The organism is Nocardia elegans NBRC 108235 (assembly GCF_001612845.1).
GTDB classification, from domain to species: domain Bacteria; phylum Actinomycetota; class Actinomycetes; order Mycobacteriales; family Mycobacteriaceae; genus Nocardia; species Nocardia nova.
In genome coordinates, this window is record NZ_BDBF01000039.1 from 1 (window position 1) to 13,947 (window position 13,947).

The 13,947-nt window shown below is 70.2% G+C and carries 12 protein-coding genes; 6 read left to right on the forward strand and 6 right to left on the reverse strand.

What is annotated here, in order from left to right:
- Window positions 1-91: 91 nt before the first annotated feature.
- Both NE2_RS25085 and NE2_RS25090 read right to left on the reverse strand, forming a co-directional pair.
- Window positions 92-601, reverse strand: a complete 510-nt coding sequence (locus NE2_RS25085; RefSeq protein WP_063029988.1) for a nitroreductase/quinone reductase family protein — start codon at window positions 599-601, stop codon at window positions 92-94.
- Window positions 602-652: 51 nt separating this feature from the next.
- Window positions 653-1,444 carry an LLM class flavin-dependent oxidoreductase gene (locus NE2_RS25090; protein WP_063029990.1) on the reverse strand — a complete coding sequence of 264 codons (792 nt, stop codon included), beginning with the start codon at window positions 1,442-1,444 and terminating at the stop codon, window positions 653-655.
- 176 nt (window positions 1,445-1,620) lie between these two features.
- On the opposite strand from NE2_RS25090, the gene pta reads away from it, so the two are divergent.
- Window positions 1,621-3,702 carry a phosphate acetyltransferase gene (gene pta / locus NE2_RS25095; protein ID WP_063030079.1) on the forward strand — a complete coding sequence of 694 codons (2,082 nt, stop codon included), beginning with the start codon at window positions 1,621-1,623 and terminating at the stop codon, window positions 3,700-3,702.
- A gap of 215 nt (window positions 3,703-3,917) precedes the next feature.
- Window positions 3,918-5,114, forward strand: coding sequence for an acetate kinase (locus tag NE2_RS25100; RefSeq protein WP_063029992.1), 1,197 nt, complete (start codon window positions 3,918-3,920; stop codon window positions 5,112-5,114).
- Between the two features lie 7 nt (window positions 5,115-5,121).
- On the opposite strand, the gene NE2_RS25105 is transcribed toward NE2_RS25100, so the two are convergent.
- From NE2_RS25105 to NE2_RS25115, 3 genes are read right to left on the reverse strand one after another with little or no spacing between them, the layout of a single operon-like run.
- Entirely contained in the window at window positions 5,122-7,722 is a 2,601-nt protein-coding gene (locus tag NE2_RS25105; protein ID WP_084494320.1) for a serine/threonine-protein kinase, read from the reverse strand.
- Window positions 7,723-7,725: 3 nt separating this feature from the next.
- A complete protein-coding gene (locus NE2_RS25110) occupies window positions 7,726-8,697 on the reverse strand; it encodes a glutamate ABC transporter substrate-binding protein (protein ID WP_063029994.1) in 972 nt (323 codons plus the stop codon).
- Complete coding sequence (locus NE2_RS25115; RefSeq protein ID WP_063029996.1) at window positions 8,694-10,043, reverse strand: GlnX family signal transduction membrane protein; 1,350 nt, start codon at window positions 10,041-10,043, stop codon at window positions 8,694-8,696. The genes NE2_RS25110 and NE2_RS25115 overlap by 4 nt, the downstream gene beginning before the upstream one ends.
- A gap of 146 nt (window positions 10,044-10,189) precedes the next feature.
- Here NE2_RS25115 and NE2_RS25120 point away from each other — a divergent pair, with 146 nt between their 5' ends.
- A complete protein-coding gene (locus NE2_RS25120) occupies window positions 10,190-10,861 on the forward strand; it encodes an NUDIX hydrolase (RefSeq protein ID WP_063029998.1) in 672 nt (223 codons plus the stop codon).
- Between the two features lie 47 nt (window positions 10,862-10,908).
- On the opposite strand, the gene thiE is transcribed toward NE2_RS25120, so the two are convergent.
- Window positions 10,909-11,613 carry a thiamine phosphate synthase gene (gene thiE, locus NE2_RS25125; RefSeq protein ID WP_030516618.1) on the reverse strand — a complete coding sequence of 235 codons (705 nt, stop codon included), beginning with the start codon at window positions 11,611-11,613 and terminating at the stop codon, window positions 10,909-10,911.
- A 147-nt stretch (window positions 11,614-11,760) separates the two neighbouring features.
- On the opposite strand from thiE, the gene thiO reads away from it, so the two are divergent.
- From thiO to NE2_RS25140, 3 genes are read left to right on the forward strand one after another with little or no spacing between them, the layout of a single operon-like run.
- On the forward strand, window positions 11,761-12,855 hold the full coding sequence (gene thiO / locus NE2_RS25130) for a glycine oxidase ThiO (protein WP_063030081.1): 1,095 nt from the start codon (window positions 11,761-11,763) through the stop codon (window positions 12,853-12,855).
- Window positions 12,852-13,088, forward strand: coding sequence for a sulfur carrier protein ThiS (thiS, locus tag NE2_RS25135; RefSeq protein ID WP_051756561.1), 237 nt, complete (start codon window positions 12,852-12,854; stop codon window positions 13,086-13,088). Before thiO ends, thiS begins: the two co-directional genes overlap by 4 nt.
- The gene (locus NE2_RS25140; protein ID WP_063030000.1) at window positions 13,081-13,866 is read left to right on the forward strand and encodes a thiazole synthase; all 786 of its coding nucleotides are present in this window, start codon (window positions 13,081-13,083) and stop codon (window positions 13,864-13,866) included. The genes thiS and NE2_RS25140 overlap by 8 nt, the downstream gene beginning before the upstream one ends.
- The last annotated feature ends 81 nt before the right edge of the window (window positions 13,867-13,947 follow it).

Genomic DNA, 13,947 nt, shown 5'->3' on the forward strand with positions numbered 1-13,947 from the left:
CTCTGAGCGCCGCCTCTGCCGCACCGGATGTCACGTCCGGTCCCCCGGGACCGGACGTGACATCCGTGCGTTCGGAGCGGCCTTGCGCTGCTCAGTTCCGGGTCAGGGCGAACAGGCGCAGATCGCGCGTCGTGCGGCTGCGGTAGGCGGCATAGGCTTCGGTCGTCTCCACGAATCGGTCGAAGATCCGCTGCTTACGCACCGGATCCTCGACCAGCTGTGCGCGGACCGGAATGCTCTGTCCCGCAAGGGTTACGGTCGCCTCGGGGTCTGCCAGCAGGTTGGCGGTCCACGCCGGATGGCGGGACTGACCGAAGTTGCTGCCGATCACGTACAGCGTGTCGCCGTCGTGGATGTACAACAGCGGTGAGGTGCGGGGCTGCCCGGACTTGCGGCCGGTGGTGGTGAGCAGGACGATCGGCGCGCCGATCGGTCCGAGCACGGTATAGCGAGCGCCGGTGCGCTGCAACACCTTCCGGTCCAGTGGGGTGAGGGTGCGGACCACCCGCGAACCGAACTTCGTCGCGGCGAACGCGCTCGCGGTGCGTCCGAGCAGACCGGTCCGCGAACCCCACTGCCGATCCGGAAACTGTGCCGTCATGGACAGTGATCCTAAGGCTCCGGCCGCAGTCGCGAGGGCGGGTGAGAGCGTTTACCGCCGGATCGCGGCCGCGAATTCGTAGCCCCGGCGCCAGTCGCCGTCGCGCGGCGCGGTGAGCAGGTGTTCCACACCCGCCTCGGCATAGGCGTCGAACAGTTCGCGGGCTTCGCCGAGCTGCGCGGGCAGCGGCGTGACGACGGAGACGGTCGGTGTGTTCCGGCCGAACTCCGCGGCGAATTCGGTCAATTCCTTTGTGGCAGTGGCTACTTCCTGCGGCGCGAGGCCGATCGCGAGCCAGCCGTCGGCGAATTCGGCCGCCCGGCGCCGGGCGCGCGGACCGTCGCCGGCCACCAGAATCGGCGGAACCTTCGCACCGGGTGCGAGCGTGACCTCGGTACCGTCCGGCAGGACGGCGGGCCGGCCCGCGATCAGGTCGGGCAGTACGCGCAGATTCTCGTCGGTGCGCCGGCCCCGGTCGGCGAACGACAGCCCGGCCGCTCGCCAGCCGATATCGCCGTGGGCGGGATTGCCGGTGCCGACACCCAGCAGCAGCCGATCCGAGGACACGTACTGCAGCGCGCCGATCTGCTTGGCCGCCCACGCGGCCGGGCGCAGTGCGAGCAGCAGCACGCCGTAGCCGATCTGAATCCGTTCGGTCACCGCCGCCGCGGTCGCCAGCGTGACCGAACTCTCCAGGATCGGCGCGCTGGCCACGAGGTGGTCGGTCGACCACACCGAATCGAGCCCGGCCTCCTCGGCGAACCGCGCCGCGGCGCCGACATCGCCGAGGATCGGCTGCTGGGGATCGGGAGTGGACGTGGGGAGGAAGGTTCCGAGTCGCATGAGACGAGACTATGGGCTGATCGTGAGCCGTTGAATGGTCGAGAAGCGCACGAGTATGTCCGCAACACTCATCGAGCCCGCGTGCAGAACCAGTCCACAGTCACCCGAATGTGATTTCACCGGCACCGCCCGTGCGGACGACCGCGGGCGCGGATCCGCTCACTAAGCTCGGGACCATGGCCGAACCCGCACCCTCCATCGTGTACATCGCGTCACTGGAAGGTGACACCGGCAAATCCACCGTGGCGCTGGGCATGTTGCAGATGCTCTCGGCGACGACGCCGCGGGTGGGCGTCTTCCGGCCGATCACCCGGTCCAACCGCGGCCGCGACTACATTCTCGAGCTGCTGCTCGAACACTGCACCGCCGATATCGACTACGACCAGGCGGTCGGGGTGACCTACGAGCAGGTGCACGCCGATCCCGACGCCGCGATCAGTGAGATCGTGATGCGCTTCCACGAGGTCGCCAAGGTCTGCGACGCCGTGGTGGTGGTCGGCAGCGACTACACCGATGTCGCCGGACCCAGCGAACTGCGCTACAACGCCCGGATCGCGGTCAACCTCGGCGCGCCGGTCCTGCTGGTGCTGCGCGGGGCCGGACGCAGCCCCGAGGAGGTCGTGCAGGTCGCCCGGGTCTGCGAGGCCGAACTCGAACACGAGCACGCGCAGCTCATGGCGATCATCGTCAACCGCTGCGATCCCGAGCGGCTCGAGGACGTGCGGAAGGCCATGGGGGTGCTGCCCTGCCCGTCGTGGACGATGCCGGAGGTGCCGCTGCTGACCGCGCCGACCATGAATGAACTCTGCGAGGCCATCGACGGCACCGTCTACTCGGGCGATCCGGAACTGCTGCAGCGCGAGGCGCTGAAGGTGATGGTCGGCGGGATGACCGCCGAGCACATTCTCGAGCGGCTCAGCGACGGCGTCGCGGTGATCGTGCCGGGCGACCGCTCCGACGTCCTGCTGTCGCTGGTGAACGCGCACGAGGCGGAGGGATTTCCGTCGCTGTCGGGCATCATCATGAACGGTGGCATGTTGCCGGATCCGGCGATCGCGCGCCTGATGGAGGGCCTCAAGCCGAAACTGCCCATCCTCACCACGCAGCTGGGCACATTCGACACCGCCAGCGCCGCCGCCCACACCCGCGGGCGGGTCTCGCTCAGCAGTATGCGCAAGGTCGACACCGCGCTGGCGCTGATGGAGCAGCGGGTGGACAGCCGGAAGCTGTTGGATCTCATCGAAGTTCCGGTGCCGTCGGTGGTCACGCCGCAGATGTTCGAATATCAGCTGGTGGAACGGGCTCGTGCCGATCCGCGCCGGATCGTGTTGCCGGAGGGCGACGACGATCGCATCCTGCGGGCCGCCGGCCGCGTGCTGCAACGCAAGATCGCGGAGCTGACGATCCTCGGTGACGAGGCCACCGTGCGTGCCCGTGCGGCCGAACTCGGCGTCGATATCGAGGCCGCCCAGGTACTCGATCCGCGGACCAGCGAGTTGCGCGCGGAGTTCGCCGAAGAGTTCGCGCGGCTGCGCGCGCACAAGGGAATGACGGTCGAGCGGGCCCGCGAATACATGGCCGATATCTCGTATTTCGGCACCATGATGGTGCACCGGGGCATCGCCGACGGCATGGTCTCCGGCGCCGCGCACACCACCGCGCATACGATTCGGCCCTCGTTCGAGATCATCAAGACCGAACCCGGCGTCTCGACGGTGTCCAGTGTGTTCCTGATGTGCCTGGCCGATCGGGTACTGGCCTACGGCGACTGCGCGGTGGTGCCGGATCCGACCTCCGAACAGCTCTCCGATATCGCGATCTCCTCCGCCCGCACCGCGCAGCAGTTCGGGATCGAGCCCCGGGTGGCGATGCTGTCGTATTCGACGGGCGAGTCCGGGTCGGGTGCCGACGTCGACAAGGTCAGGGCCGCAACCGAACTGGTGCACCGGCGCGCGCCGCAGCTGCCGGTGGAGGGGCCGATCCAGTACGACGCCGCGATCGAACCGACGGTCGCCAGCGCCAAACTCCCGCATTCCGATGTCGCCGGGCGCGCGACGGTGTTCATCTTCCCGGACCTCAATACCGGTAACAACACCTACAAGGCCGTGCAGCGCAGCGCGGGCGCGGTGGCGATCGGACCGGTGCTCCAGGGGTTACGCAAACCGGTCAACGACCTGTCACGCGGCGCCCTGGTGGCCGACATCGTGAACACTGTGGCTATTACGGCGATTCAGGCGCAGCAGCAGGAGGCACGGTGAGCGACAATCGCGCAGCGGCTCGCTGTGCCGACCGGGTGCGGGTGGCCCGCAGGACACAGGAGGCACGGTGAGCGACAATCGCGCAGCGGCTCGCTGTGCCGACCGGGTGCGGGTGGCCCGCAAGACACAGGAGGCACGGTGAGCGACAATCGCGCAGCGGCTCGCTGTGCCGACCGGGTGCGGGTGGCCCGCAAGACACAGGAGGCGCGGGGCTGATGCAGGTATTGGTGATCAATTCGGGGTCGTCGTCGATCAAATATCAACTGCTGGACCCGGTTACGGCGCATGTGGCGGCGTCCGGGCTGGTGTCGCGTATCGGGGAGCCGGTCTCCGAGGACGAGGTCACCGTCGAGCATCACAGTGACGGAAAGAATTTCGAGCACACCGGCCAGATCTCCGATCACGCCGCCGGGCTGCGGGTGGTGTTCGACCTGTTCGCGCGCAGCGGTCACGATCTGAGCGGCGAGGGGCTCTCGGCGGTCGGACATCGGGTCGTGCACGGTGGGGAGGTTTTCTACGAACCGACCCTGATCACCGACGCCGTGGTGGAATCCATCGACAAACTCTCCACCCTGGCGCCACTGCACAATCCGGCCAACGTCACCGGTATCCGTTCCGCGCGTGCCCTGCTGCCCGATCTTCCGCAGGTCGCGGTTTTCGACACCGCCTTCTTCCACGGACTGCCCGACGCCGCGAAGACCTATGCCATCGACGCCGGTGTCGCCGCCGCGCACGGCGTCCGGCGCTACGGGTTTCACGGCACCTCGCACGAGTACGTGTCCGGGCGGGTGTCCGAACTGCTCGGCGGCGACCCGGCCGGGCACAACCAGATCGTCCTGCATCTGGGCAACGGCGCCTCGGCCTCGGCGATTCGCGGCGGCCGGGCCGTGGACACCAGCATGGGACTGACGCCGCTGGAGGGACTGGTGATGGGCACCCGGTCCGGCGATATCGATCCGGGTATTCCGCTGCATCTGGCGCGGACCGCGGGGCTGGACATCGACGGCATCGATGAACTGCTCAACCGCCGCTCCGGCATCAAGGGGTTGTCCGGGGTCAACGACTTCCGGCAGTTGTTCGGGCTGATCGAATCCGGCGATGCCGCGGCGCGTTTGGCGTATGACGTCTACGTGCATCGGTTGCGCCATTACATCGGCGCCTATCTGGTGGATCTGGGCCGGGTCGACGCGATCACCTTCACCGCCGGAGTCGGGGAGAACAACGCGCAGGTGCGCGCCGACGCGCTGGCCGGGCTGGAACGCTTCGGCATCGCGGTGGATCCGGTGCGCAACACCGCGAAAGACCGTGCGGCGCGCCGTATTTCGCCGCCGGACGCGGAGGTGGCCGTGCTGGTGGTGCCGACCGACGAGGAACTGGCCATCGCCCGCGCGGCAGCCGCGCTGGTGGGCTGAACGGGGCTCAGAACCAGCTCTTGGCGCGAATCGCGTTCGCCAGATCCACCAGCGCGTACCGGTGCGTCCGGCCGGGGGCGGTGCGGGCCAGTGCGCGCAGGCCCGATTCGATCCCCCGCCGCAGCCCGCGTTCGGTGAACGGTTGTCCGAGCAGGGTGCGGTCGGACGCCTGGGGGCGGTTTCCGGCCTGCAACCACGCCAGGGCGGTGCCCAGGACCAGGACCCGCAGCTGCGCGACCCGGCGTTCCGCGGCGGGCAGCGCCTGCAACCGCGCCGCGGCGACGTGCAGGGTCGACTCCGCCGGCCGATCGGTGCCGACGTGCGCCTGCCGACGATCGCCGCCGCCGTCGGACTCCGTGTCGCCGGGCTCGGTGGGGTGTGCGGTGAGGAGTAACAGGACCGCGGTCAGCCGTGCCTCGGTGTAGTGGCGGGAGGCGGAGGGGACCTCGTCCAGGGCCGCCACCGCCGCGGTGACCCGGCCGTCGGCGGCCAACTGCCGGGCGAGCCCGAAGGCCGCACTGACCACGCCGCGGTCGGTCCGCCACACCGTCGCGTAGAACTTCTCGGCGCAGTGCCGCCACTGCGCGGGGTCCGGCGAATCCCACTGTTGCAGAACCAGTTCCGCGGTCGCGGCGATGGCGAGTTTGGGTGCGATCTCACCGGGCAGCGCGCACAACACCGCGTCGAAACAGTCGTAGGCGCGTTCGTAATCCTGCTCACGCAACGCGATCAGGCCCTGGAACCAGTCGGTGCGCCAATCCTGTACGCCCAGGTCACCGAGCAGCTCACGGGCCGCGGCCGGCTGGTCGAGATCGAGGTGGATACGCACCTCGGCCAGGGTGGCCTCGGTGGCGAAACTGTCCGGCGCACCACCCGGCGCGGTCTCGGCTCGGCGCCGCGCGGCCCGCACCGCGTCGAGGGCATGTTCCGGTTCGGAGTGCACGGTCCCGGCCAGCAGCGCGGCCGAGGGATCGGCCGGATCGATCAGAGGCACCGGCAGGGCGGCGGCGATATCGCGGGCGGCGAGACTCTTGTCGCGGACCACACCGTCGGCGTAGACGTCGGTCTGCCCGATCAGCTCGTCGGTGCCGAAACTGGTACGCGGCGGGCTGAACACCGTCGAGAGCTGTGGATGTTCGGTACCGGTGTCGGTGGCCAGGATTTCGCGCAGCACACCCGCGAGCTGTGTGGTCATCACCCGGGCCGAGGGGAAACGGCGGGCCGGATCGGGATCGGTCGCGGTCAGCAACAGCCGATGCAGGAATTCGTAGCGAGCCAGCACCGGTTCGATGTCCGGATGCGGGATGCCGTCGGTGTAGCGGCCGGCGACCATCGGGATGTTCACGGTCAGCACCGCCAGAGTCCGGCCGACCGTGTAGATGTCGGTGGCCGCGGTGGGGCCGGTGGTGGCGATCTCGGGCGCCTGGAAACCCTTGGTGCCGTAGAGATTTCCGTACGAGTCGAAGGGAGCTGTCGCACCCAGGTCGATCAGTTTCACCTGGTCCTCGGTGACCATGATGTTGTCGGGCTTGAGGTCGTTGTAGGCCAGCTCGAGCGCGTGCAGATATTCCAGCGCGGGCAGGATCTCCAGGATGTAGGCGATCGCCTCCGGCACCGGCATCCGCTCCGGCCGCGGATGTGTGTCGAGCAGATCGCGCAGCGAACGTCCGCCCACGTACTCCATGACGATGTAGCCGATCGGCGAGCCGCCGGGCCCCGGATGTTCGACGAAGTTGTGAATTTTGACGATGCTCGGATGGGCCAGTTCGGCCAGATATTGCCGTTCGGCGACGGCGACCGCCTGGGCCTCGGCATCGCCGCCGTGCAGCAGGCCCTTCAACACGACCCAGCGGTCGCTGACATTGCGATCGATCGCGAGATAGATCCAGCCGAGTCCGCCGTGCGCGATACAGCCCTGGATCTCGTACTGTCCGGCGACGCGATCGCCGGCGCGCAGATAGGGACGGAAATCATAAGGGGCCCCGCAGTTGTCGCAGACTCCGACGGCAGTGGCGGCGTGGGCAGGCGTCGTGCGCCCGACCGGCCGGCCGCAGCGCCAGCAGTACCGCCGCCCCTCGGCCACCACCGGATCGGCGAGGACGGCCACCATCGGATCCATCTGCGGCACAGTGGGAATCGGCACCAGGCCGGCGCCCAGGCGGCGCACGGTCGGGCGGGAGCGGACCGTGCGCCCGCTGCGCCCGGTGGGGCGACTCGGCTCGCTCGCATCCGACGAGGTGTCGGAACCTCCGGTGCCGGTCGCGGCGGCAGCGGTGTCGGGGCCGGTGAAAGGCAGTGCGGCCGTGGATGTGTCGGCGCGCTGCGTGCCGGGGACGTTTTCTGTCCCGGAGGTGCGCTGGACCTCCGGGGTGCGTTGGGGCCCTGGGGTGCGTTGCGTGCCGGGGGTGTTCCGCGGCCCTGGGGGGTGCTGAGTTCCCGGGGTGCGCTGGGTCTGGAGGTGGTGCCGTGTCCCGGGAGTTCGCTGGGTTGGCGGCGGTTCCGGGGCATGCCGAGGCTGCGGTGTCGTCGGATTGTCGCCGGTATCCGGGGTGGACGTGAGCGACGTCGGCGGGGGATCGGATTCGGAGAATGCGTGGTGTTCGGACATCGATCAGTCCCGATAGGTCGGTTCCGGCGGTCCGGCCGCGGGACCCAGCGCGGGCGCCAGCCAATGCTGATAGAGCCGATCCCAGGTGCCGTCGGTGCGCAACCGCTGCAGGGTGGCATTCACGAATCGGACCATATCGTCGTTCCCCTTCGGCACGCCGACGCCGTAGGGTTCGTCGCTGAGGGCGGGACCCACCACCTCGGCGTAGGGATCCTGCGCCGCCAGCCCGGCGAGCAGCGCGTCGTCGGTGCTGACCGCGTCGACCTGGCGCTGCTGCAACACCACCAGACAGTCCGCCCAGGTCGGGACCGTCATGATCGCGGCCGTCGGCTGGATGTGCCGAATCCGGTCGAGGGAGGTGGTGCCGCCCACCGCGCATACGCGCTTCCCGGCCAGATCCGCCATCGAGCCGATGCCGGAGCCCTTCACGGCCAGCACGCGCTGATGCGACATCAGATACGCGGTGGAGAAGTCCACGCGCTGCCGTCGATCGCAGGTGATGGTCATGGTCTTCACCACGACGTCCACGCTGTGATCCTGCAGTGCCCGTTCGCGATCCGCCGAGCCGAGGATCCGATATTCGATGCGGCGCGGATCGCCGAACAGATCGCGCGCGATCTCGGCGGCGACGTCGACGTCGAATCCGGCCAGGGTGCCGCTGATCGGATCGCGGAAGCTGAACAGATTGCTGCCCGGGTCCAGGCCGACCAGCAAGCGCCCGCGCGCGCGGACGGCGTCGAGGGCCGGCCCGTGGTCGGCGCCGGGACGCAGGCTGGCGGTGGGATTGCCGCATTGTGGTTCGAGATCGGACGCGGGGGCCGACTGCGGTTGTGTCACAACGGCATTGGCGGGCAGCGGCGGTTCGGTGTAATTGCCGCTGCCGCCGGTGCGCGTGGTGGCCGGCGCACCGCCGCAGCCCCCGGCCAGCAGAGCCGATGCCGCCAATGCCGCTGCCGCGACCCGCCTCGCCCTCATCGGTACTCCCTCAAACGCGGCCACAACCCGGCCACCACGAACACCGCCGCCAGCGCGGCCAGCGTGAGTGCGCCCGGCGCCAGGAAATCCAGCGCACGCGCGGCATCGGATATCTCCCCGCGCAACGTATTTCGCGTTTCCCCCATGCCGGCGGCGAGCGCGGTGTCGAGGGTGTCGACGGCGGCGCTGGCCTGTGCCGGATCCGCGCCGATCGCCACCACGGTGGCCGCCGGGAAATCGCCGCGGCCCAGCGCGTCGTTCATCCGCTGATGTGCCGAGCGCCAACGGCCCAGTGCCGCATGGGCATTGCGCACATCGTCGGCCCCCGGTGCGTCGCCGCGATAGTGGGTGAGCAGATCGTCGAGCCGCGCGGTGGCGGTGTCGTAGATGTGGTCGTAGTCGCCGCTGGCATCGCGGCGCACCAGTTTCAGCGTCTCCGCCGCTCGCGCCTGCTGGGCGAGGATGCGGCTCTCGGTGAGCTGTGCGCCCGGGACCGCGCCGTCGTCGCGTCCCGAGCTGGTCGCCACCGCCGAGAACGATCCGGCGATCACCGTCCAGGCCAGCAGGATCAGCAGAATGCCCGAGGCCACCAGCAGCCCCGGATTGAGCACCCGATGCCAGCGCCGGGCCAGATAGAACTGCGCCGCCACCAGTGCGGCGAGGGTCAGGATCGGCAGTACGATCGCCGCCCACGGCGGCCGCACGTGCCGGCGCTGAGTCGCCGCGATCGCGGCGGACCGGTGCTCCTGCAACTCCTGTGCGGTCGGGAGCATGGTGGTCTGCATGAGATTCGACGCCTCACTCAGATAGGCGGCGCCGACGGGATGGCCTTCGCGATTGTTGGCGCGTGCGGTCTCGATCAGCCCGGTGTAGACCGGCAGTTCGGTGGCCACACCGGTGCGCAGGCGGGTGTCGGCGTCGGGCGTGGCCGAGCCGGGCGTCCCGGCGTTGTCGGACTGGGCCACCAGTTCCGCCGCGGCCTCACCGACCGCCTGGTCGTAGCGATCGCGCACCGGTTTCGGCTCCAGCCCGCCCGAGATGAAGGCGGTGCCCGCGGCCGCGTCGGCCACCGACAGCGAGGTGTAGAGATGCTGGGCGGAATTGGCGTCGGGTTCGGCCTCGTCGAGCAGATAGTCCAGGGCGTGCTGGCGGTTGCCCACCTCGCCCGAGGTGACGGCGCCCGCGACCAGGCACAGCCCGAGCAGCAGCAGGCCCAGCGCGATCAGCCGGGCGGGGGACGAGCGCGCGAACGCCCGGACATCGGTCGCGTCGAGCCGGCTGCGCACGGCGGCAGCCGCGGCCCGCGGGGACAGCTCGTCGAGCTGCGAATGCCCGATTCGAGCCATGCCCACCTCCGTTCGTTCAGCGGGTTGCATTGTGCGGACTGAGCTTATTGTGGTCGTACCGGTACCGCCCGATATGTGTCGGTCACGACGGCGGTATCCGGAGGCCGGTGATCAGGACGCCGGCGCGGATCGGGACGAGGCGGAGCATGCGCGGTGACGGAGACGGCTTCTTGGAAAGCCCCGATGGGACGCGGCAGTGGGGCCTGTTCGGGGCCGCCGGACTGCTGCTGCGGGCACCCCGGCAGGGCGGCGGCGCGCTGGTGCTGCTGCAACATCGGGCGCCGTGGAGCCATCAGGGCGGAACGTGGGCGCTGCCCGGTGGTGCACGCGACAGTCATGAGACCAGCGTGCACGCTGCGGTGCGCGAGGCGCAGGAAGAAGCCGGAATCGATCCGGACGCGGTGCGGGTGCGCGGCAGCCGGGTGACAAGTACCGCGGACTCGGGCTGGACCTACACCACCGTGGTGGCCGATGTGTCGGAAACCTTGGCTACCACGGCAAATCGCGAAAGTGCGGAGCTGGCGTGGGTTCCGGAGGAGGAGGTCGACGCCCGGCCGCTGCATCCCGGATTCGCCGCCGCATGGCCCGGGTTGCGGGCGGCCGCGGCCCGGCTCGAACTCGACGGCCTCGCCGAGGCGGCCGCCATCGCGGCAGCGCTGCCGCGCACGGTCGACCTCGCCGAACGCGGATTCCTGTGGCTGGACGCCCACGACTTCGCCGCGCCGACCGCCCGGATCGCCCAGCGCGAGAACGGATCCGGCGGATTCGTGCGGTACCAGGAAACGCTGGTCCTGACCCTGGACCAGGTGCTTGGCTGAACGCCGTGTGTGAATAGCCGTGTCCTCCCCATGTGTACGGCTGTGGATCAGTTCGCCGCGTTCTCCAGCAGCCGCTGTTTGAGTTCGCGGGCGGCGGCCTGGGGGTCGCGCGCCGCGGTGATGGCACGCACCACGACCACCCGGTCGGCGCCGGCCGCGAGCACCTCCGGCAGGCGGTCGCGATCGATACCGCCGATCGCGAACCACGGCCGGGTCGGATGCGACTCCGCGGTCGACCGCACCAGCTCGATACCCGCCGCGGTGCGGCCCGGTTTCGTCGGGGTATTCCACACCGGCCCGGTGCAGAAGTAGTCGATGTGTTCGTCGACGACCGCGAGTCCGGCCTGATTGCGATTGTGGGTGGACCGGCCGATCACCACATCGGGTCCGACGATCCGGCGGGCGTACCAGGGCGGCAGGTCGCCCTGGCCCAGATGCAGCACGTCGGCGCCGGCGGCCAGCGCGATATCGGCGCGATCGTTGACGGCGACGAGCGCGCCGTGGCGGCGGGCGGCGGCCTTCAGTTCGGCCAGCGCACCGAGTTCGGCACCGGCCTCGAGCGGCCCGAACTTCGCCTCGCCGGCCGAACCCTTGTCACGCAGCTGGATGATGTCGACGCCGCCGGAGAGCGCCGCCTCGGCGAACGCGGCCAGATCACCGGTATCGCGCCGGGCGTCGGTGCACAGGTAGAGCCGGGCCGAGGCCAGGCGTTCGCGCGGTGCCATCGGGCGTTGCGGTTGGGACGGTTGCACGGCTTCGACCGTAGCCGCGCTACCGTGGAGAGGCGAAACAAGAGGGCATTCCCGCAGCGATGGCGGCCGCGCGGGAACGCCGATTTCCCGGTGTCGGCCGTGCACGGCGCGGTGCGTGCGAGTCCGGGACCCGAGCGAGGTGGAGTGATGCGAAGTCTGGCCGTCGTGGGTGGGGGTGTGATCGGTCTGGCGGTGGCCTGGCGGGCCGCCGAACAGGGCTGGTCGGTGACGATTCTCGATCCCGGCGTGGGGTCCGGCGCGTCCTGGGTCGCGGGCGGCATGCTCGCCCCGCTCTCGGAGGGCTGGCCCGGCGAGGACGATCTGCTCGAATTCGGTGCGGCCTCGCTGCGGCGGTGGCCGGAATTCGGCGCGCGGCTGCGCGAGGCCACCGGGGTCGACGTCTTCGTGGCCGAACAGACCCTCACCCTCGCGCTGGACGCGGCCGACGCCGCCGACCTGCGCACGATCGCCGACTTCTGCGGCACCCACGGATATCCGATGCGCGTGCTCGACCGGGCCGGGGTCCGCGCGATCGAGGCCGGTCTGTCGCGCACCGTCCGGGCCGGCCTGCTCGCCGTGGACGAACCCGCGGTGGACAACCGCCTGCTCCTCGACGCCCTCCGTCGCGGTTGTGCACAGGCCGGTGTGCGCATCGAGCCCGTGTCGGTGGCGGCGGTGGACGAACTCGACCACGACCGGATCGTGCTGGCCGCGGGTTCGGCCAGCGCCCGGCTGTGGGATCTGCCGGTGCGGCCGGTCAAGGGCGAGATCCTGCGGTTGCGCCGGCGCCCGGGCACCCCGCCGCCGCCGTCCTCGGTGATCCGCGCGCGGGTGCACGGCCGGCCGGTCTATCTGGTCCCGCGCGCCGACGGCCTGGTGGTCGGCGCCACCCAGTACGAGGCCGGATTCGACACCACCGTGACCGTCGCGGGGGTCCGCGATCTGATCGCCGACGCGGAGGCGGTGTGGCCGGCCCTCGGCGAATACGAACTGGCGGAGGCCGCCGCGGGCGGACGTCCCGGCACTCCCGACAATCTGCCGCTGATCGGATGGCTCTCGGATCGGGTGATCGCCGCCACCGGGCACGGCCGCAACGGCATCCTCGGTGTACCGATCACCGTCGACGCGGTGGCGGCGCTGCTGGCCGGAGACGTCCTCGCCGAGGCGAAGGCCGCCGATCCGCACCGCTTCGCCACCGCCGAGACCGCTACTCCCGCATCATCATCAGGAGGTAACCAGTGACCGCGCAACCGAGTTCCGCGTCCACATCGATCCCCATCGGCGTCACGGTGAACGGCACCGAACACGTCTTCGCGGAGCCGCTCACCGTCCGGGAACTGCTCGAGCGGCTCGAACTGCCGTGCCGCGGCGTCGCCCTGGCGGTCGACGGTGCGCTGTTCCCGAAGTCGCGGTGGGACGAGCCGGTCGGCCGCGGCTGGGAGATCGAGGTCCTGACGGCGGTGCAGGGTGGCTGACAGGTCGGGTACCGGACCGCTACCGGCCGAGCCGCTGCGGATCGCGGATCGCGAATTCGGCTCCCGGCTGATCATGGGCACCGGCGGGGCGGAGAATCTAGCGGTGCTCGAGGAGGCGCTGGTCGCCTCCGGCACCGAATTGACCACGGTCGCCATGCGCCGCATCGACGCCGCGGGCGGAACGGGCGTGCTCGACCTGCTCAAACGCCTCGACATCGCCCCGCTGCCGAATACCGCCGGCTGCCGCACCGCGGCCGAGGCGGTGCTCACCGCGCAGCTGGCGCGCGAGGCGCTGGAGACCGACTGGGTGAAACTCGAGGTCATCGCCGACGAACGCACGCTGCTGCCCGACGCCATCGAATTGGTCTCGGCCGCAGAGCAATTGGTCGACGACGGCTTCGTGGTGCTGCCCTACACCACCGACGATCCGGTGCTCGCGCGACGCCTGGAGGATGCCGGCTGCGCGGCGGTCATGCCGCTCGGTTCGCCGATCGGCACCGGCCTCGGTATCGGCAATCCGCACAATATCGAGATGATCGTCGAGGCCGCCGGGGTTCCGGTCGTGCTGGACGCGGGAATCGGCACGGCGAGTGACGCGGCGCTGGCGATGGAACTCGGCTGTTCGGCGGTGTTGCTCGCGACCGCCGTCACCCGGGCCCGGCATCCGGCTCGGATGGCGAGGGCGATGGCCGCCGCGGTGCAGGCCGGTCATCTGGCGCGCCACGCCGGGCGTATCCCCAAGCGGTTCTGGGCCCAGGCGTCCTCACCCGCGGTGTGAACACGGGGATGTCCCCAGGTCGCGGCTGGGTGAGCCCACCGGGACCCTAGGGGTCCCCCTCATCCTCGAGGATGACCGGAC